The sequence below is a fragment of the Halorubrum cibi genome (assembly GCF_900182635.1).
Taxonomy (GTDB): Archaea; Halobacteriota; Halobacteria; order Halobacteriales; family Haloferacaceae; genus Halorubrum; species Halorubrum cibi.
Window position 1 is genome coordinate 1 of sequence record NZ_FXTD01000008.1, and the last position, 20,533, is coordinate 20,533.

A 20,533-nucleotide genomic window follows, 5' to 3' on the forward strand; every position below is an offset into this window, starting at 1 on the left:
TCCACCCTCGCGCGTGGTACCGCGAGTTCCGCGAGCTCGTGTTGACCGCCGTAGTCTACAACCTCGAACAGGCTCTCAAACAGTGATCCCCACGCCGTCATCGGATTCAACAAAGCAGACGAAACATTTATAATCCTACATCTGGCGCCTGATGGCATGGGAGAAGCTCTCAATAGATCATCAACTACGATCCCTCGGACGTCGCAACTCGCGCTCCGCATCTGGCATCCGGACTGTTGGACGCTACAGACGACCGCGGCCGTCGACGCCGGACTCATCGCACACGGGGTCTACGAGTACGACGACATCGTGAGTGCGCGACTGACGGCTCATGCAGACACCACCGATCGGATCGACGACCTCGTAGCAGAGATCAAGGCGTCACCGTTGACCGAACGAGCCAAAGTGATCAACGAGTATTTCAATCCCGGATTACAGACGAATCCGGCCGGAAACGCCACACAGGAGCTCCTCGTCGAATACGAGCCGGAAAATAGCATCCACGACGCCTTCGTCTCGCGTGGCTTCGTTCCCGAAGAGGAGATCCGGATGAACGACGGCTTTGAGTACTGGACCGTCATCGTCCGTGCGTCCCGGAACATGATCCAGGAGCGGTTGGACGAGATCCGCCAAGAGATGGACGCCGAGATCCGGATTGAAGGAATGAAATCGGCACAGACGACTACCGCTCAGCGCCAACAAAACGATCAGCTGTCGGAACGACAGCGGGAGATCTTCGAGCTCGCACAGCAGGAGGGGTACTACATGTGGCCCCGCGAGACGTCCGCCACCGATCTTGCGGACGAGGTCGACATCTCGAAGACGACCTTCCTCGAACACCTCCGTAAGGCGGAGGCCAAAATTCTCGGCAAGATGGACTAGATATCGCTACCGATCGGTGCCGTCCATGAGAGGCGGTGGATTCTCTTCGTTCCCGCCCGACCGCGGTGTATGGACCACGTCGAAACGTTGGAGTGTACCCTCTGTGGTGCGGAGTACGACCCCGACCAGGTGATCTACACGTGTCCGAACCATTCCGGCGTGAAGGGCATCCTCGAGGTCACGTACGATTACGACGCCGTCGTCGACCGGTTCGACGAACCCCTCGACGGGGACATCCGCTCGCAGTGGAAGTACCGGGCGTTCCTCCCCGTCGCCGACGACGTCGAGCCCGTGACCCTCGGCGAGGGGGGGACTCCCCTCCTCGAGACGCCCCGACTCGGGACGGAGCTCGGCGTCGACCTCCGCGTGAAGGACGACGGCCGGAACCCGACGGGCGTGTTGAAGGACCGGGCCACCTCGGTCTCGGTGACGAAGGCGGGGGAGTTCGGACGGGAGGTCGTCACCTGCGCCTCGACCGGGAACGCGGCGGCGTCGCTCGCTGGCTTCGCCGCCCGGGGCGGACTCGACTGTCGACTCTTCGTCCCCGGCGACGCGCCGGAGGGGAAGCTGGCACAGCCGCTCGTCTACGGCGCGGACGTGCTCGGGGTCCGTGGGAGCTACGACGAGGCGTACGACCTCAGCATGGAGGTCACAGAGCGCTTCGGCTGGTACAACCGCAACGCCGCCGTCAACCCCTTCCAGGTTGAGGGGAAACGGACCGTCGGCCACGAACTGGCCGAGCAGACGCGCGGTGACGTCCCCGACTGGCTCGTCTTCTCCATGGGCGACGGCTGTACGATCGCCGGCGGGTGGAAGGGATTCCGCGAGTTTGCCGATCTCGACCTCGTCGAGGGGACGCCGCGGATGCTCGGCGTTCAGGCCGAGGGCGCGAGCGCGATCCACGACGCCTTCCACGGTCACGACGACATCGACGAGGTCGCCGAAACCGTCGCGGACAGCATCTCCGTCGGTCGTCCGCGGAACACGCTCAAGGCCTGTAGGGCGCTCGAGGAGAGCGGCGGCGAGTCGGTCCTCGTGAGCGACGAGGAGGTCCTCGCCGCCGAGTCGCTGCTGGGACGGACCGAGGGGATCTACGCCGAACCCGCAGGGGCCACCCCGGTCGCCGGCCTCCGCAAGGCCCGCGAGGCGGGGATCGTTGACGAGGGCGACTCGGTCGTCGTCGTCGTCACCGGAAACGGGCTGAAGGACACCGAGAGCGCGATGCGGGCCGGCGGCGAGGTCGACGCGATCGCCCCGGAGATCGACGACGTGGTCGACCGGTATCCCGACGAGGCGTGACCCGAACGGGATCCCGAATCACCGGTCCGAGAAGTCCGGACGACGCGGGTCGTCCCACTCCTTGACCGAGCGGAGCACCCGCCCCGGGCGGTTTCCGGTCGGATCGCCGTCCTCGACGACGAACTCGCCGCCGACCACGACGTGTTCGACCCCGTCCGATAGCCGCATCGGGTCGTTGAACGTCGCATTCGCCCGGACTCGATCCGAGTCGAAAACGACCAGGTCGGCGACGTATCCCTCGAACACGCGACCACGGTCCGGGAGGCCGAGCACGTCGGCCGGGTGACCGGCCGCCTTGTATACCGCGTCCTCGAGCGGGAGCACCTCGCGGTCACGGACGTACCGCTCCAGCAGCCGAGGGTACGTTCCGACGGCCCGTGGGTGAGGCTTTCCGCCGAAGATCCCGTCGGTGCAGATCGTCCCGCGGAGGTCGGAGAGGAACCGGTCGATGTCCTCGTCGTCCATCACGAAGTCCGCCATGGTGACGTCGAGGTCCTCCTCGACGAGGAGGTCGCAGACCGCGTCGACCGGGTCCGCGTCGCGTTCGGCCGCGATCGACGCGACGGTCTCGCCCTCGGCTCGCCCGCTTCCGGTGTCGGTGATGAGGACGTTCTCCCACGAGCCGGCGGCCTTCGCGAGGTTCTCCCAGTCGCCGTCACCGGATTCGATGTCACGTCGGATCCGGTCGCGGGCGTCGGGATCGGTCAGTCGCTCGCGGATCTCGTCCGTCTCGCCCGTTCGCGCCCACGGCGGGAGGAGCGCCGTCAGCATCGTGCTCCCCGCCGTCCACGGGTACTGGTCGAACGTCACCCGGACGCCGCGCTCGTTCGCGGCGTCGAAGACCCCGAGGATCTCTTCCGAGGCTCCCCAGTTATCCTCGCCGGCGACCTTCAGGTGGGAGACATGCGGCTGACAGCCGGCGGACTCACAGAGCCGGACGAACCTGTCGATGGAATCGACCACCGCGTCGCTCTCGTTCCAGACGTGCGAGACCATGAACGAGTCGCGGGTCGCCAGGCGTTCGCCCAGCGTCTCGAGCTCCTCGTCGCTCCCGTACGAACTCGGCGGGTAGATCATTCCGGTCGAGAGCGCGAACGCGCCGTCGTCGATCGCGGTATCGAGCGCGTCCGAGACCCGCTCGAGCTCGACGAGCTCGAGCGGTCGGTCCTCGAATCCCGCGGCCAACGACCGCAGGTTCCCGTGCGGGGCGTAGTACGCGCAGTTCACCGCCGGCTCCACTTCCTCGAGCGCGTCGAGGAATCCGTCCGTCGTCTGCCATCCCCACGATTCGTGGATCCCGAGGAGCGTTTGGACGCGGCGAGCCCACTCCTCGCGTCTCCCCTCGGGGACGGGTGCGACGCTAACGCCGTCCTGTCCTAACACCTCCAATGTCACGCCCTGCGTCACCTTCTCGACCGCCTCGGGCCGATCCAACAGGCGAAGCTCGGAGTGTGCGTGCATGTCGACGAAGCCGGGAGCGAGTGCGGCCCCGTCGACGTCGATCACGCGCTCGGCTCCGATCGGGTCGGCGGATACCTCGTCGATCCGTCCGTCGACGAGTCGAACGTTCGCCTCGATCGCCGGGGCGCCCGACCCGTCGTATACGGTCGCTCCGCTGAACTCGACGTCCTCGGTCATGGACGGGGAAACCCGCCCGTCACGCTAAACCGCACCCCCACACATGGGAGGCGGAGGAGTGAAAGCCGGGACGGCCGTTCCATCGAACCATGCCACGAACGATATCGGGCGAACGGTTCCGGGACCGGTTCGATCGCTTCAACGAGATCGGGGCGACGGAGCGGGGTGGCGTGAACAGGCCGACGCTCTCCGACGAGAACGCGCGGGCACGGGACACGCTGGTCGAGTGGTTCGAGGAGGCGGGCCTCGAGGTACGCGTCGACGAGATGGGGAACCTCTTCGGGCGGCGCGAGGGGAGAAATGACGACCTCCCGCCGGTGATGGTCGGATCGCACGTCGACAGCCAGTACAACGGCGGCCGGTACGACGGCGTCATCGGCGTGCTCGGTGGCCTCGAGATCGTCGAGACGCTGAACGACGCCGGCATCGAGACGGAACGGCCCATCGAGGTGGTCTCCTGGACCAACGAGGAGGGCGTCCGGTTCCAGCCGGACATGCTGGGAAGTGGGGTGTTCGCGGGGAAGTTCGACCTCGAGTTCGCGTACTCTCTCGAGGACAAGGAGGGGAACACCTTCGGCGAGGAGTTGGAGCGGATCGGCTACCGCGGCGAGGAACCGTGTGAACCTCGCGACCTCCACTGTTATCTCGAGCTCCACGTCGAACAGGGACCGAAGCTCGAGGATCGCGACCTGGTCGTCGGCGTCGTCGAGGGCGTCTACGGGTTCGTCTGGTTCGACGCCGCGTTCACGGGCAGCGCGGACCACGCCGGACCGACGCCGATGCACCTGCGGAACGACGCGCTGGTCGCGACTGGCGACGTGATCGAGTCGGTCCGGCGCATCGCCGGGACGGGCGGCGACGACCTCGTGGGGACGGTCGGATCGCTCGACATCGACCCCAACTCGATCAACGTCATCCCGGAGCGTGTGGAGTTCACCGTCGACTTCCGGTCCTACGACGACGCGGTCGTCGATCGAGCGGCCGACCGGGTTCGCGAGGAGATCGACCACGCCGCCGCACGCGAGGGGATCGAGGCCGAACACGAAGTTATCATGCGGATCGAATCTCAGTCGTTCGACGACGACGTGATCGAGGCGGTCGCCGACGCCGCCGCCGCGCTCGACGCCGACGCCACCCGACTCGTCAGCGGGGCGGGCCACGACGCGAGCTACCTCAACCGCGTCTGTCCGACCGGGATGGTGTTCGTCCCCAGCGTCGGCGGCGTCAGCCACACCGAGGACGAGTTCACCGAGTGGGAAGACGTCGTCACCGGCGTGAACGTCCTCCTGAACGCGGCCGTCGAGAAGGCGAACGAGCGACCCGACGGCGAGTGAACGCCGAAACGTCTCCCCGTCGCCGTCGGATCCTCGTCGCCGTCGGGTGAAGTGCCTCGCTTGCTCCGACCCGAGAATGGACGGGGGTGGGTTTTTCTAGGACGGAACGGGACCACCTCGCATGACGGACCTGCTCATCGAGAACGCTCGGGTCGTCGACGGAACGGGCGCACCGTGGTTCCGCGGTGCCGTGACCGTCGAGGGCGGCCGGATCGAGTCGATACACCGCACGTCGTCCCCCGACGTCGATCCGGAGGCGACGCTCGATGCCGAGGGGAACGTGGTGTGTCCGGGATTCATCGATACGCACTCGCATTCGGATCTGGAGCTGTTCGAGGATCCCACGCTCGCGCCCAAGATCCGACAGGGGATCACCACCGAGATACTGGGGCAGGACGGCTTCTCCATGGCCCCGATGTACCGCGAGGGCGGTGCCGACCAGTGGGCGAAACAGCTCGGTGCGCTCGCCGGCGACGTCGATGTCGAGTGGACCTGGGGAAGCGTCGCCGACTACCTCGACGCCGTCGAGGAGAACGGCGCTGCGCCCAACGTGGCGCTCCTCGTGGGACACGGGGCCGTTCGGTTCGACGTGCTCGGCATGGCCGACCGCGCCCCCAGCGACGACGAGCTCGACGAGATGGGTGACCTGGTCACCGAGGCGTTGGAGGACGGGGCGGTCGGCTTCTCGACGGGGCTGATCTACACGCCGTGTACCTACGCGGACACACGCGAGATACGGGAGCTGGCCGCCCGTCTCGGGCCGTACGGGCGGCCGTTCGTCGCACATATCCGGAGTGAGGGACGATGGATCTGGGAAGCGCTCGACGAGTTCGTCGACATCGGTGCTGAGGAGGACGTCCCGCTCCATCTCTCACACTTCAAGGTCGCGGGCCCGATGCAACACGGTAAGGTCGACCGCGCGACAGCGCTCGTCGAGGCCGCCCGCGAGCGAGGCGTCGACCTCACGGCCGAACAGTACCCCTATACGGCCGGTAGCACGATGCTCTCGGCCGTTCTCCCACCGTGGGTTCACGCGGAGGGGCCGGATGGGACGCTCGAATTCTTGACCGACGAGACGGCCAGGGAACGCATCCGTCGCGACATTGAGGAGTGGCGCATCGACGGGTGGGAGAACATCGGTAAGCTCACTGGGTGGGAGAACGTCGTCATCGCGAACGTCGAGACGGCGGCGAACGAACGCGTTGAGGGGATGAACGTGGCCGCGATCGCCGCGGAGCGCGACGTCGAGCCCGTTGACGCGGTTTGCGACCTCCTCCTCGAGGAGGACCTCGCCGTCAGCATGACGATCCACATGCTCGAGGAGTCGGACGTACAAGACATTCTCTCGTACGAGCGGGTCTGTGTCGGGTCCGACGGACTGTTCGGCGGCAAACCGCACCCTCGCGTCTACGGAACGTACCCGCGAATTCTGGGACACTACGTCCGCGAGCGGAACCTCCTGACCGTCGAGGAGGCGGTACGAAAGATGACGTCGCTGCCGGCGCGTGCGATGGGGCTCGACCGGAAGGGGATTCTCCGGTCGGGGATGGACGCTGACCTGGTTGTGTTCGACCCGGTCACGGTGGAGAGCCGGGCGACGTTCGAGAACCCGCGACGGCATCCGAAAGGGATCGACCACGTGCTCGTGAATGGCGAGTTCGTGGTTCGGGACGTCGAAACCACCGGAAACCTGCCCGGACGGGCCGTCCGAAAATAGTCGGCGGGGGCGACGCCCGCGACGAACAAAGCCTTTACCGCGTGGCCCGCCTACCTCCGGCAAATGGTGCTCGACGACCTCGGAACGTCCCTGCGGAGCAGCCTCGACACGCTCCAGGGGAAGACGCGTCTCGACGAGGACGACGTCGAGGAGATCGTCAAGGAGATCCAGCGGTCGCTGCTCTCCGCCGACGTCGACGTCTCCCTCGTCATGGAGCTGTCGGACTCGATCGAGACGCGCGCGCTGGAGGAGGAGCCGCCCGGCGGCACGACCGCCCGCGACCACGTCCTCAAGATCGTCTACGAGGAGATGGTCGAACTCGTCGGCGACTCCACGGCGCTGCCGCTGGAGCCGCAGACGATCCTCCTCGCGGGGCTTCAGGGCTCCGGGAAGACCACCTCCGCCGCCAAGATGGCGTGGTGGTTCTCGACGAAGGGGCTCCGCCCGGCGGTGATCCAGACGGACACCTTCCGGCCCGGCGCGTACGATCAGGCGGAGCAGATGGCCGAGCGGGCCGAGGTCGACTTCTACGGCGATCCCGACGGCGACGACCCGGTCGAGATCGCCCGCGAGGGGATGGAGGCGACCGCCGACGCCGACGTGCGCATCGTCGACACGGCGGGCCGACACGCCCTCGAGGACGACCTCATCGCCGAGATCGAGGAGATCGAACGCGAGGTCGACCCCGACCGCTCGCTGCTCGTCCTCGACGCCGCCATCGGCCAGGGGGCCAAGGATCAGGCCCGCCAGTTCGAGGAGTCGATCGGGATCGACGGCGTCGTGATCACCAAGCTTGACGGGACCGCGAAGGGCGGCGGGGCGCTCACCGCCGTCAACGAGACGGGCTCGTCGATCGCCTTCCTCGGCTCGGGCGAGACGGTCCAGGACATCGAGCGGTTCGAGCCTTCCGGGTTCATCTCGCGGCTGCTCGGGATGGGCGACTTAAAGCAGCTCTCCGAGCGGGTCGAGCGCGCGATGCAGGAGACCCAGGAAGAGGACGACGACTGGGACCCGGAGGACATGCTGGAGGGGAGCTTCACCCTGAAGGACATGAAAAAGCAGATGGACGCGATGAACCGGATGGGGCCGCTGGATCAGGTGATGGACATGATCCCCGGGCTCGGCGGGGGGATGATGGACCAACTGCCCGACGACGCGATGGACGTGACCCAGGACCGGATGCGCAAGTTCGAGCGGATCATGGACTCGATGACCGACGAGGAACTCGAGAATCCCCGCGTCGTCGGTCAGGAGCGAACCCGGCGGATCGCCCGCGGCTCCGGAACCGACGAGGAGACGGTCCGTCAGCTGCTCGAACAGCACTCGATGATGGAGCGGACCATCGAGCAGTTCCAGGGGATGGGCGAGGGCGACATGCAACGGATGATGAAGAAGATGGGCGGCGGCGGCGGTGGCGGCCTCGGCGACATGATGGGCGGCGGCAAGGGACCGTTCGGGTAGGCCCGAAGCGACTTCGGACCGGCGCGTTCCCCCGACCGCCAACTCTGCCGACTTCCGCTCTTTTAACCGTCCGACCGGACAAGGGCGGCCGATGGACCTCCGGCGGCTCGCCGAGTACGACGTACTCCTGTTGACGGCGCTGCTGTGGTTTCTCGGCAAGTTCCTCCGGTACGCGTTCCCGCCGCTGTTCGAGCCCCTCCAGGCGAGCTACGGCGTGAGCAACGCCGCCGTCGGCACGGCGTACACCGGGTTCATGCTCGTGTACGCGCTGATGCAGTTCCCGAGCGGCGCGCTCGCCGACCGGGTCGGCGCGGTGCGGGTGATGGCCGTCGGTGCGGCCGTCGCGGGGGTCGGGGCGCTCGCGCTCGCCGTCGACGCCCCCTTCGTCGCGCTCGCGGCCGTGATGCTCGTCATCGGCGGCGGGACGGGCGCGCACAAGACGGTCGCGGTGCGGCTGCTCGCGCGCGTCTACCCGGCGCGGACGGGACGCGCGCTCGGCGCACACGACACGCTCGGCGCGCTCGGCGGGGTCGCAGCGCCCGCGGCGGTCGTCCTCTTCCTCTCGGCCCCGCCGGTTCTCGCGAGCGTGCTGGCGCGCCTGCCGGGTGCCGATTGGCGCGGGCTGTTCGTCGTCTCCGGGGTCGTCGTCCTCGCCGTGGCGGCCGCGTTCGCCCTCCGGGTCCCGGACCGACTCCCCGAGGACGCCGACCGGGGAGAGCCTCGCGAGGGGCCCGAACCGAGCGCGCGGGACTACCTCGTGTTGTTTCGCGACCGGCGGATGACGGCGTTCGTGCTCGTGACTATCGCCTCCTCGTTCGCGTACAACGGGGCCGTCGCCTTCTTCCCGCTGTACCTCTCTCAGGCCGCCGGCCTCTCCACGTCGACGGCGAGCCTCCTGTACTCGGTGCTGTTCGCGGTCACGTTCGTCCAGCTCGTCTCCGGCGACCTCTCCGACCGGCTCGGCCGCCTTCCGGTGATGACGATCGCGCTCGGGCTGGCGGCGGTCTCGCTCGTCGGCGTCGTCGTCCTCGTCGACGCCGGTCCGATCGTTCTCGGCGTGCTCGTCGCCGTCCTCGGGATCGGTTCGCACGGATATCGACCCGTCCGGGGGGCGTACCTGGTCGAGGAGCTCCCGGAGCGGCTCGCCGGCGGCGGGCTCGGGGTCGTCCGGACCCTGCTCATGGTCGCCGGGGCGCTCGCGCCGGGGATCGTCGGCGCGACCGCGGACGTCGCGGGATTTCGACCCGCGTTCGCGCTGCTCGCGGGAGCCGTCGCGTTGGCCGCGCTGGCGGCGGCGGGACTGTGGGCGACCGAGTGACCCCGCCGACGTCGTGATCCTCCGACGCCGTGATCCGCCGATGTGAGCGCCGTGGCCGGCGGTGAGTACCGATCGCGGGCGATTTCGCCGGTGAACGATCCGCCATAAAACCGGGGCTCCACGGTACGTGTCTCGCCGATCAAGCGATGAAAGTCGCCGATCCGGTTGCCGTTCACGGATTTACTGTTTAGATTAACACATTTATTCGAACATCGGTGGGTTTATGTAGATCTTGTCGCGACACTACATCGGACATGGTAGGGAGTAGCACATGTTACACGTAAACAGCCTAACTACCCGACCGGAAGCGGAGTACGGGCCGAGAGAGGACCCGGTGGACGGGGGTCGTCGTCTCGAAACGCGCCGCGGCGTGGAGGGTGACGGATGACGGGTGCGGAGACGTTCGGGGCGATCTCGGTCGTCCCGCCCCTCCTCGCGATCGTTCTGGCGATCGTGACTCGTCGAGCGATCCTCTCGCTGTTCCTCGGGATCTGGTCCGGCGGGATCATCTTCACCGGAAGCCACGGGATCGTCCAGACGCTCAACTGGACGGTCTCGTCGCTCGGAGAGAGCCTGTTCAACGCCAAGATCCTCACCATCGTCATGTTCCTCGGTGGGGGAGTCGCCATGATCTGGCGGCTCGGCGGGGCGAAAGCCATCGCGAACGCCGCCACCTCGCGGCTCGACTCACAGCGGAAAGTCGGGCTCGCGACGTGGATATTCGGCATGCTCTGGTTCTTCGGGGACTACTCCAACACCGCCATCGTCGGCACGACGATGCGCGACATGGCCGACGAGATGCGGATGTCGCGGGAGAAGCTCTCGTACATCATCGACTCCACCGCCGCGCCGGTGGCGACGTTCGGCATCTCCAGCTGGGTCGTCTACCAGCTGAGCATGATCGAACAGGGGTACGAGGCGGCCGGGATCTCCGGACAGGCGCCCGAGGCGTTCAGCCTGTTCCTCCAGAGCATCCCGTTCAACATGTACTGTCTGTTCGCCATCGTGATGGTGGGGATCATCATCATCACGCAGCGCGACTTCGGCGAGATGCTCGACGCCGAACACCGCTCGTGGAAACACGGGAAGGTGCTCCGCGACAACGCGGTTCCGATGCAGAGCGCGGAGGACAGCCTGGGCGAGATGGCGACCGACTCGCCGCAGCTCCGGTACTTCCTCCTTCCCGTCGGCTCGCTCATCACCGTCGTCTTCGTCGGCTCCGCTTACACGGGCGTTTCGGGCGCCGGTGAAGGCGCGGCGCTCGTCGACATCGTCGGCAGCGCCGCGTTCGTCGACGCGCTGTTGTGGGGGTCGTTCTCGATGGTCTCGATGGGGCTCATCACCGGTGTCGCCGGCGGTCTGATGGACCTCGAGGAGGCGATGGAGACGATCATCGACGGCTTCAGCATGATGCTTACGGCCGCGTCCATCCTGGTCATGGCGTGGACGATCGGAACCGTCACGACCGAACTCGGGACGGGGATCTACGTGACCAACGTCGCGGAGACGATCATCTCCCCGATGCTCCTGCCCGTCGTCATCCTCTTCGCCTCGGCGGTGATCGCCTTCTCCACCGGGACGTCGTGGGGGACGATGGCCATCGTCACGCCGATCGCCATCCCGCTGGCGTGGAGCATCGGCGGCTCCGCCCCGACGCTCCTGCCGGTCGCGGTGGGGACGGTGTTCAGCGGCGCCATCTTCGGCGACCACTGTTCGCCCATCTCGGACACGACGATCCTGTCGTCGACGTTCACCGGGGCGGACCACATCGACCACGTGCGGACGCAGATGTACTACGCGGTGACCGTCATCCTCGTCGCCTCGATGATGCTGCTGGTCTGGGGCGCGACCCGGATCACGCCGTTCGTCCTGCTGCCGATCGGCGTCGGCCTGCTCTACGGGCTCGTCTACGGGCTCTCGGAGTGGGACGCCAGCCGGAAGGACCTGGTTCCGCAGGCGACGCGGACCCAACAGCAGTCCTCGCCGTCGGACGACTGAGGGCGTCGCGGTAGCCGGTTTTTTTGACCGACTCGAGGACGTGAGGGGAGCGCCGGCGTTACGGATGTTTCGATGGAGATCGAGGTGAGTAGAACGGGATCGTTGCTGGCGCGGTGAACGTCTCCAAAGCCCCAGTCGGCGGCAGCGCCGCCGGGACTGCCCCTTTGAGTCCCACCCGACAGCACAGCACCACCGGAAGACGATCGCCTCGCTCCGCTCGGCGCTGCGACTTCCGTACTCCCGCTCGCTTCGCTCGCGGGACCGCACCTCACGCCTCCCCAGCCTCGCTGCTCGCGCTCTTCGAGCGCTCGCAGCGTCCCTCGCGGTCGGGTTCGCGCCCTTCGGGCGCTCACCGGCCCGCCGACCGCAATCGATCGCCCATTCCTTCGTCTATACTGAGCGACTCCTTCCGCGATCGACCCGCACGGCCGACGATATAAGACCCATCCGGCCGAACGATCGGTCGAATGAGCCGGAACGACGAGGTCGCGTCGCTCCTGGAGGAGTTCGCGGACCGCCTCGAGGCGACGGGCGTCGAGTACAAGCCGACGGCGTACCGTCGCGCGGCCGAGAACGTCCGCGAGCACCCGACGCCGATAGAGGACCTGGCGGCCGAGGGCGAGGAGGCGGTCGCCGAGATCGACCGCGTCGGCGACGCCATCGCCGCGAAGGTCGTCGAGTACGTCGAGACGGGCGAGATCGCGGAACTAGAGGAGCTACGGGAGGAGCTGCCGGTCGATATCGGGGCGCTGACCGCGATCGAGGGGGTCGGCCCGAAGACCGTCGGGACGCTGTACGAGGCGCTCGAGATCACGACGCTCGACGAGATGGAGGCCGCCGCCGAGGCGGGCGAGATCCGCGAGGTGAAGGGGTTCGGCGCGAAGACCGAGGAATCGATCCTCGAGAACCTCCCCTTCGCGCGCGAGTCGCAGGAGCGGACCCGGCTCGGCGACGCCCGCCCCGTCGCCGACGACGCCCTCGCGTACCTCGCGGCCGTGGACGGCGTCTCACGGGCCGAGGTGTGCGGGTCGATCCGCCGGTGGAAGGACACGATCGGCGACGTCGACCTGCTCGTCGCGAGCGACGACGGTGAGCCGATCGTCGAGGCCTTCGTCGACTGGCCGGCGGCTGACGCGACGATCGAGGCGGGCACTGGGAAAGCGAGCGTCCGCGCGGACGGCACCCGCGTCGACCTGCGGGTCGTCGACGATACGGAGTTCGGCGCGGCCCTCCAGTACTTCACGGGCTCGAGGGCGCACAACGTCGCGGTCCGCAACCGCGCGATCGACCGCGGGCTCAAGCTCAACGAGTACGGCCTCTTCGACGTGCGCGACGTCGAGGACCCGGACGCCGGCCGGCGGGTCGGCGAGCGGGTCGCCGGCGAGACGGAGACGGGGGTGTACGACGCGCTCGACATGGCGTACGTGCCGCCGGAGCTTCGCGAGGACACCGGGGAGGTCGCGGCCGCGGCCGCGCGGGAGCTTCCGGACCTCGTCGGTCTCGAGGAGCTTCGCGGCGACCTCCACACCCACACGGACTGGTCCGACGGCGGGTTCACGATCCGGGAGATGATCGAGGCCGCCGCGGAGCGCGGCCACGAGTACCACGCCGTCACCGACCACGCCGCCGGATCGGGCGTCTTCGGGAACGTCGGGCTCGAGGAGGACGAGATCGCGGAGCAGGCGGCAGCGGTCGCCGAGGCGGCCAACGCGGTCGACGCCGAGATCGAGGTGCTTCACGGGATCGAGGCCAACATCGACGCCGACGGCGCGATCACCACCGACGACGCGACGCTCGCCGATCTCGACGTCGTGGTCGCCTCCCCGCACGCCGCGCTCGACGCGGAGCGCGAGGCCGCCACCGAGCGGCTCGTGCGCGCGGTCGAGCACCCCGAGGTCGACGTCCTCGGCCATCCCACCGGCCGACTCATCAACGAGCGTCAGGGGCTCGATCCGGACATGGAACGGGTCGCGGCCGCGGCCGCGAGAGAGGGCGTCGCGATCGAGGTGAACGCGAACCCCGCTCGCCTCGACGCCGACGGCAACGCGGTCCGCGCCGCGGTCGAGGCGGGGGCGACGGTCGCGGTGAACACCGACGCGCACGCGCCCCGGGAGCTGGACAACGCCCGGTACGGCGTCCACACCGCACGTCGCGGCTGGGCCGAGACCGCCGACGTACTCAACGCGTACCCGCTCGCCGACCTCCGGGAGTTCCTCGCGTAGGCGACCGCGCCGACACAGCCCGCGCGACTCCACACGCGGTCCCCGAGCGCAACCGGTATGCCCGACCCGCCCGTACGGCGGGCCGATGGACCTGGAGCGGGCCGTCGACCGGCTGGAGGCGATCGTCGACCGCGTCGAGGACGAGGAGATGCCCGTCCCCGTCCGCGAGGTGTGGGCGTTCGGCGACGTGGCGCTCGGACTCGATCCGATAGACCGGCTCGACGTCTACCTCACGAAGGACGTGCTGATGGAGAGCGACGCGGACGCCGCCGCGGCGTTCGAGGACGAGTACGGGATCAAGGGCGTGGGGACGACGGTCCGCGCGTCGTGGGCGGAGTCGAATCCCGACCGCGTGCGCGCCAGCGACAACGGGTACGCCGCTCCCGAGAAGTGTCTCGCGGCCGAGCTACTCGCCGGGATCGACGCGGACGCCGACGGCAACGACGCGGACGCCGACGACGCGCCGCTCCACTTCGAGGTGTGTAACGCGAGCTTCGGGGACAACGTGACCCAGCGGCTGAAAGGCGCGCTCGCTCGGGAGGCCTACGGTGAGGTGTTGGACCCCCGCGGCGTCTGTCTGTGGGCGGACGGCCGCCGGGACGACGAGGCGCTCGAGCGCCTCCGAGCGGCGTCGTTCGCGATGCCGACGCTGCCCGCCGCGCTCTCGTCGCTCGGCGTCGACGACGACGTCGCCGACGCGGTCGCGAACGCGCTCGCGGCCGAGCGTGCCGACCAAGACGGGTCGTCGGTGCGCGGCGACATGGTGTGACACCGGCTCGGCGTGTTTCCGGGCCCGACGATTTCCGCGACCCGACTCCTTTTGGGACCGATCCGCGTGGGTATCGTATGCCCACCCCGACCGACCGCGTCCGGAACGCAGACCGATCGAGCATCCGCGTGATGTACGACCTCGCACAGCAGCAGGGCGGCGACCTCGTAAGACTCGAGGTCGGCGAGCCCGACTTCGACACGCCCGAACACGTGATCGACGCGGCCGCCGACGCCGCCCGCGGCGGCGCGACCCACTACACCTCCAACGCCGGGATGCTCGACTGTCGCCAGGCGATCAGCGACACGCTCGCGCGCGACTACGGCGTCGAACACGACCCCGACGAGATCGTCGTCACCGTCGGCGGGATGGAGGCGCTCCACCTCGCCACGCTCGCGACCGTCTCGCCGGGCGAGGAGCTGCTCGTTCCCGGTCCGACCTGGCCCAACTACGCGACGCAGGCGGCGCTCGCGGACGGGACCTTCCGCGAGGTGCCGATGCCCGCCGAGACCGGGTTCGACCTCGACGCGGACCGCGTGATCGACGCGATGAGCGACGATACCGCGGCGGTCGTGCTCACGACCCCCTCGAACCCGACCGGCCGCGTCTTCGACCCCGAGGAGTGCCGGGCGGTCGTCGAGGCCGCCGCCGACCACGACGCCTACGTGATCGCCGACGAGGTGTACCTCGGACTCACCTACGACGGCCCCGCGGAGGGGATCGCGGCCTACACCGGCCACCCCGACCACGTGTTGACGGTCGGTTCCTGTTCGAAGCGGTACGCCATGACCGGCTGGCGGCTCGGCTGGCTCGCCGGCGACGACCACGTCATCGACGACGTGGTCCGCGTCCACGAGTCGACGACCGCCTGCGCGTCGAGCGTCGCCCAGAACGCGGCGATCGCCGCGCTCACCGGCCCGCAGGAACCGTACGAGGAGATGTACGACGCCTTCCGTGAGCGACGGGATCTCGTGGTCGACCGCGTCGAGGAGATCGACGGCCTCTCGTGTCCCCGCCCGGAGGGCGCGTTCTACGCCTACCTCGACCCCGGCCTCGACGCGCCCGCGATCGACGTCGCGAAGTTCCTGTTGCGGGAACACGGCGTCGTACTCGCGCCCGGCGACGGGTTCGGCGACTCGACGCCCGGCCGGCTCCGGCTCTCCTTCGCGAACTCCACCGAGCGGATCGAGGAGGGCTTCGACCGGATCGAGGCGGGACTGGCGGAGTACTGAGGGCGGGCCCCGTGGCGCCGTCGTACCACCACTTATCCGCTTCCCAGCCCTACGGCGGGGCATGGACGTGCTCTTACAGGCGGACCTGATCGGTCCGGACACCCTTCCCCTGCTGTTGTTGACGGCGGGGCTCCTGTTGGCGATGGCCGAGGCGCTCGCGCCGGGTGCGAACTTCATCGTCGTCGGCATCGCGCTCATCGGTGCGGGCCTCGGCGGACTGCTGCTCTCGGCGCTCGGCGTCGCCTTCGGCGGCCTGGTGTTCGCGATGGCCCTCCTCACCGTCGTCGTCGGCGCGGCCGCGTTCTACGGTTACCGCGAGTTCGACCTCTACGGGGGCAAGGGACAGGCCCAGACCAGCGACAGCGACAGCCTGAAGGGAAAACTCGGGACCGTCTCGGAGACCGTGACTCCGCGTGGCGGGCAGGTAAAACTCGAGGGCGGCGGCTTCAACCCGCACTACTCGGCGCGCTCCATCGAGGGGACCATCGAGGAGGGCGAGGAAGTGATGGTCGTCGACCCCGGCGGCGGCAACGTCGTCACCGTCGAATCGATGACGTACGTCGAGGACGACATCGACCGCGAACTCGCCGCCGACCGAGCGCGAAAGGACGCCGAGGCGAAGGCGAACGGGACGGCCGGAGAGGACGGGACGGGGGACGTCGCCGACGACAAGCTCGAAACCGAAGCCGAACGCGGACGATCCGACTGACCCGGATCCCTCGGGACTCGGTACCGTCGTTGTCGGTCGGCGATCGGAGTGAACGGATCCGTCCGTTCGACGGTCTCAAACGCCGACGAAGTGCTGTGGCCGACGGCGGCATGCCGCTCGTCTGACTGGAGTTTATGTGAGATGACATGGTATGTGATATCCCGACACATGATCTCCGATCTCCCCGTCGCGAGCGTCCACGGTCGAGACGACTGGAACGGGAACCAGCGGGACGGGCTCCAGACTCCCTCCGGATCGCCCCCCGCCCTCCGAAGCGAGTCGTCCGATCGGGAGAACCGTCGGAATCGTCCGCCGACTCAGCGAGAAGGCCCGTCGGACCGACCGGCCGATCAGCCCGCCGGAGAGCCCTCCACCCCGGACGGGACGGAGGTTCGAGAGGTCGAACGCCTCGAGGCCGAACTGGAACGGAAAGAGCAACGCCTCCAGCACGTCATCGGGCAGTACGAGCGGCTCCTCGCGGAGAAGAACCGCCGGCTCACCGAGGAGGACCGATCGGATCCGGCGGACGGATCCCGGTGGGCGGTCCTCTCGAAGGTGCGGAGCCTCCTCTCTCGCGGTCGATAGGACGGACTCCGCGCGGATCCACTCACTCGTCGCCGCTCCGATCGCGGTCGGCGATCCGCCGTGCCGCTTCACTCAGCTCCCCGGTCACGGCGGCGGGCCAGGCTCTCCGTCGCCGTCGTTCCCGGCCGGATCGTCGTCTTCGGTAGGACCGGAGAGGCGACGGTCGCCGTCGGGTGGTCGAACCGCCGACGAACGTCCTCGGGGGAGAGGATCGCGCCTGTTTCCGTAATGCGTAATTTCGACCCGGATAGATTTCGCGATCCGAAGGAAGTATACTCTCGGAATATAATTGTACAGTATACACATGACTGCGAACGACTTGGATCGGAGCCTCGGACTGTTCCCGACGATGATGATCAGCATGGGAGCGATGATCGGTAGCGGCATCTTCGTGTTACCGGCACTGGGCTACGCGAAGGCCGGGCCGGCGGTGATACTCGCGTACCTGCTCGCCGCGCTCGTCGTGTTGCCCGCGGCGCTGTCGAAGGCGGAGATGGCCACGGCGATGCCGGAATCGGGGGGAACGTACCTCTACATCGATCGCGCGCTCGGGCCGCTCTTCGGGACGATAGCCGGGATCGGCGCGTGGTTCTCGCTCGTGTTCAAGAGCTCGTTCGCGCTCGTCGGCCTTGGCGCGTACCTCCTCCTCTTCGCGCCGGTCCCGCAGGCCGCGGTCGTGTACGTCGCCCTCGCGCTGGGCGCGCTCGTCGTCGCCTTGAACGTCTCCGGGACGAAGCTCAGTGGAACGATCCAGGCGGTCGTCGTCACGGCCGTCGTCGCCGGACTGTTGGCGTACACCGTCGACGCCGGTTTCGCGATCGACACCGCCTCCTACACCCCCTTCGCGACCCACGGACGGATGGGAGTCGTCACCGCGGCCGCGTTCGTCTTCGTCTCCTACGCCGGCGTCACGAAGGTCGCGAGCGTGGCCGAGGAGGTGAAAGACCCCGGTCGGAACCTCCCTCGCGCGATGCTCGGTTCGATGGCGGTCATGACGGTTCTGTACGTCGCGGTGGTCGGAGCGATCGTCGGGTTGAGCGATCCCGAGGTACTGACGACGGGCGGCCCCGGCGGGTCGGCCTCACTCACGCCGATGGCCGACGGCGCGGGCACGCTCCTCGGCGGGTTCGGTGTCGTCTTCATCTCCGTGATAGCCGTCGTGGCGCTCACGAGCATGGCGAACGCCGGGGTGTTGTCCTCCTCGCGGTTCCCGCTCGCGATGAGCCGGGACGACTTGCTCCCGCCGGGATTGGGACGGATCGACGCCCGGTTCAAGACGCCGCGCAACTCGGTGCTTCTCACCGGTGCGGTACTGTTATCGCTCATCGCGTTCGTCCCGGTCATCGAACTCGCGAAACTGGCGAGCGCCTTCCAGATCCTCGTCTTCTCGTTCGAGAACCTGGCGCTCGTGGCGTTTCGCGTCGCCGACGTCCCGTCCTACGATCCCGATTTCACCGCCCCCGGATACCCCTACGTCCAGCTGTTCGGGTTCCTCGCCGGACTGGGCCTGCTCACGCAGATGGGGACGCTACCGATCCTCGGAGCGGTCGGGATCATCGTCGGCAGCGCGTTGATGTACTTCCTCTACGGCCGATCCCGGACCGAACGGACCGGCGCGCTCGGGACGATCGTCCACCGTCGTCGCGGCGAGGAGGACGACGGGATCGCCTCGACGGAGGCGGAATGACCGACCCGACGGCCGTCGGCAACTCTCGGAGCGTTCCGGAGGCACAACCGATAAGCACCGCCCTCTCGGGGGTTCGGGTATGACGTATCGAATGGACGAGATCGACCGACGTATCGTCCACGCGCTGATGGAGGACGCGCGCAACACCTCCGCCCCGATGATCGCCGAGGGACTGAACGTCTCCGCGGGCACCGTCCGGAATCGGATCGACCGGCTCGAGGAGGCCGGAATCATTCAGGGGTACACGGCGACCATCGACTTCGAGCAGGCGGGCGGGCGACTGACGTCGCTGTACATGTGTACGGTCCCCGCCGCCGAGCGCGAGCGACTCGCGCTGGCCGCCCGGTCGATCCCGGGCGTGATCAACGTCCGGGTGCTGATGGCCGGTCGGCGCGACCTCCAGGTCGTCGCCGTCGGAAACGACACGCGGGACCTCCGGGAGATCGCCCGTTCCCTTTCCGAGCTCGACATCCGGATCGAGGACGAGGAACTCGTTCAAACGGAGATCCGGAGCCCGTACGCTGCCTTCGGCCCGGACGACGTCTCGGGTGCGGCGGAGGCGACAGACCTCGTGACCCTCGGCGACGGCACCGACGTGTTCGAAGTGGCCGTCGCCGAGGGAGCGCCGATCGCCGGAACGAGTCTCGAAGCGGCTCGCGAGGACGGAACGCTCGCGGATCAGGTCGTGTTGATCTCGATCGAACGGGACGGCCGGATCGTCCAACCCGAGGAGACGACCGTCATCGAGGCGGACGACGTCGTCACGCTGATCCCGCGGACCGTCGCGGCCGACGAGGCGCTCGACGCGTTCCAGGAACCGGATTCCACCGAGTGAGTTGATCGTCGCGCGGGTCGAGCGCGGAGCCCCTACGTCGAGTCTGCTCCCTACGTCGACTCCGCCTCGCCGTCCGTCGATTCTTCGGGCTCGTAGTCCCGTCGGACGACGATCACCGGATCGCCGGTTCGGTCGGCTATCCGGTCCGGTAGCGTCCCGAAGATCCGGTCACCCAACCGCGATTCCGCCTGGTACATCACGACGGCGTCGTACTCGTCCGCGAGCCGGAGGATCTCCTCGTCGTGTTCCTCCCCTTCGACGACGCGGGTGTCGACCAGGTCCGCGTCCAGCCCGGCCTCGATCATCCCCTCGCGCGTCTCCTCGACGATCGATTCCGCGCGCTTTCTGGACTCGCCGCCCTCCGCCACGTGAAACAGCGTGACCTCCCGGGTCGAGTCCTCACAGAGCACGTTGACGAACGCCGGAAGCCGAGAGAACTCCGCGACCGCCGGGATCGGAACGAGGATCCGATCGATTCCCTCCGTCGGGGCCGGGTTGAGTTCCGCCGCGCAGTCCTCCTCGAGCATCACTCGGTCTATGGCGGTCGCCCGATCCTTTCCGAACACCAGACGAGTTCGCACCGAACGGCTCGCCTCGCGGAACGGCTCCGCGATCGCATCGAGGGTCGCTTGCGCCTCCCCCTCGAACTGCTCGCGAGCCGCCTCCCTCGGCGTCTGTTCGGGGACCGCGAAGTGACCCAGAACCACGATGTCGAGCGAAGCGAGATCCCGCACGAGAACCGGTGCGATCGGCTCGGGGTCGGGCAGTTCGACGGGAACGAGGATCGTGTCGGTCATACCGTATCTCAGGGACCGACGAGAAAGTATCTACCGCCGATTCCCGCTCG

General features: G+C 68.1%; 16 protein-coding genes. 14 read left to right on the plus strand and 2 right to left on the minus strand.

What is annotated here, in order from left to right:
• Window positions 1–156 precede the first annotated feature (156 nt).
• Window positions 157–882: a helix-turn-helix domain-containing protein gene (locus FN829_RS10925; protein ID WP_142987014.1), complete on the plus strand. Its 726-nt coding sequence runs from the start codon at window positions 157–159 to the stop codon at window positions 880–882.
• A 69-nt stretch (window positions 883–951) separates the two neighbouring features.
• Window positions 952–2,181: a threonine synthase gene (gene thrC, locus FN829_RS10930; RefSeq protein WP_142987015.1), complete on the plus strand. Its 1,230-nt coding sequence runs from the start codon at window positions 952–954 to the stop codon at window positions 2,179–2,181.
• A gap of 18 nt (window positions 2,182–2,199) precedes the next feature.
• Here the strand turns inward: thrC and FN829_RS10935 are convergent, their stop codons facing one another.
• Window positions 2,200–3,819, minus strand: coding sequence for an N-acyl-D-amino-acid deacylase family protein (locus tag FN829_RS10935; RefSeq protein WP_142987016.1), 1,620 nt, complete (start codon window positions 3,817–3,819; stop codon window positions 2,200–2,202).
• 89 nt (window positions 3,820–3,908) lie between these two features.
• Between FN829_RS10935 and FN829_RS10940 the strand changes: the two genes are divergently transcribed.
• The 12 genes from FN829_RS10940 (at window position 3,909) to FN829_RS10995 (ending at window position 19,686) form a co-directional block, all read left to right on the plus strand.
• Window positions 3,909–5,153: a Zn-dependent hydrolase gene (locus tag FN829_RS10940; protein WP_142987017.1), complete on the plus strand. Its 1,245-nt coding sequence runs from the start codon at window positions 3,909–3,911 to the stop codon at window positions 5,151–5,153.
• A gap of 121 nt (window positions 5,154–5,274) precedes the next feature.
• Window positions 5,275–6,870, plus strand: a complete 1,596-nt coding sequence (locus FN829_RS10945; protein WP_142987018.1) for an N-acyl-D-amino-acid deacylase family protein — start codon at window positions 5,275–5,277, stop codon at window positions 6,868–6,870.
• Window positions 6,871–6,933: 63 nt separating this feature from the next.
• Window positions 6,934–8,331 carry a signal recognition particle protein Srp54 gene (locus tag FN829_RS10950; protein ID WP_142987019.1) on the plus strand — a complete coding sequence of 466 codons (1,398 nt, stop codon included), beginning with the start codon at window positions 6,934–6,936 and terminating at the stop codon, window positions 8,329–8,331.
• Window positions 8,332–8,422: 91 nt separating this feature from the next.
• Complete coding sequence (locus tag FN829_RS10955) at window positions 8,423–9,649, plus strand: MFS transporter (RefSeq protein WP_142987020.1); 1,227 nt, start codon at window positions 8,423–8,425, stop codon at window positions 9,647–9,649.
• Between the two features lie 384 nt (window positions 9,650–10,033).
• Complete coding sequence (locus FN829_RS10960; RefSeq protein ID WP_142987021.1) at window positions 10,034–11,647, plus strand: Na+/H+ antiporter NhaC family protein; 1,614 nt, start codon at window positions 10,034–10,036, stop codon at window positions 11,645–11,647.
• A 467-nt stretch (window positions 11,648–12,114) separates the two neighbouring features.
• A complete protein-coding gene (polX, locus tag FN829_RS10965) occupies window positions 12,115–13,869 on the plus strand; it encodes a DNA polymerase/3'-5' exonuclease PolX (protein ID WP_142987022.1) in 1,755 nt (584 codons plus the stop codon).
• 85 nt (window positions 13,870–13,954) lie between these two features.
• Window positions 13,955–14,638 (plus strand): DUF7095 family protein, encoded by a 684-nt coding sequence (locus FN829_RS10970; RefSeq protein ID WP_142987023.1) that lies wholly within the window; start codon window positions 13,955–13,957, stop codon window positions 14,636–14,638.
• A gap of 77 nt (window positions 14,639–14,715) precedes the next feature.
• Window positions 14,716–15,870, plus strand: a complete 1,155-nt coding sequence (locus FN829_RS10975; RefSeq protein WP_142987024.1) for a pyridoxal phosphate-dependent aminotransferase — start codon at window positions 14,716–14,718, stop codon at window positions 15,868–15,870.
• A 61-nt stretch (window positions 15,871–15,931) separates the two neighbouring features.
• Window positions 15,932–16,579 carry an NfeD family protein gene (locus FN829_RS10980; protein WP_142987025.1) on the plus strand — a complete coding sequence of 216 codons (648 nt, stop codon included), beginning with the start codon at window positions 15,932–15,934 and terminating at the stop codon, window positions 16,577–16,579.
• Window positions 16,580–16,747: 168 nt separating this feature from the next.
• Window positions 16,748–17,164, plus strand: coding sequence for a V-type ATPase 116kDa subunit family protein (locus FN829_RS10985; protein ID WP_142987026.1), 417 nt, complete (start codon window positions 16,748–16,750; stop codon window positions 17,162–17,164).
• Between the two features lie 304 nt (window positions 17,165–17,468).
• Window positions 17,469–18,851, plus strand: a complete 1,383-nt coding sequence (locus tag FN829_RS10990; protein WP_142987027.1) for an APC family permease — start codon at window positions 17,469–17,471, stop codon at window positions 18,849–18,851.
• 79 nt (window positions 18,852–18,930) lie between these two features.
• Window positions 18,931–19,686 (plus strand): Lrp/AsnC family transcriptional regulator, encoded by a 756-nt coding sequence (locus FN829_RS10995; RefSeq protein WP_142987028.1) that lies wholly within the window; start codon window positions 18,931–18,933, stop codon window positions 19,684–19,686.
• Window positions 19,687–19,736: 50 nt separating this feature from the next.
• On the opposite strand, the gene FN829_RS11000 is transcribed toward FN829_RS10995, so the two are convergent.
• Window positions 19,737–20,483 (minus strand): universal stress protein, encoded by a 747-nt coding sequence (locus FN829_RS11000; protein ID WP_142987029.1) that lies wholly within the window; start codon window positions 20,481–20,483, stop codon window positions 19,737–19,739.
• Window positions 20,484–20,533: the final 50 nt, after the last annotated feature.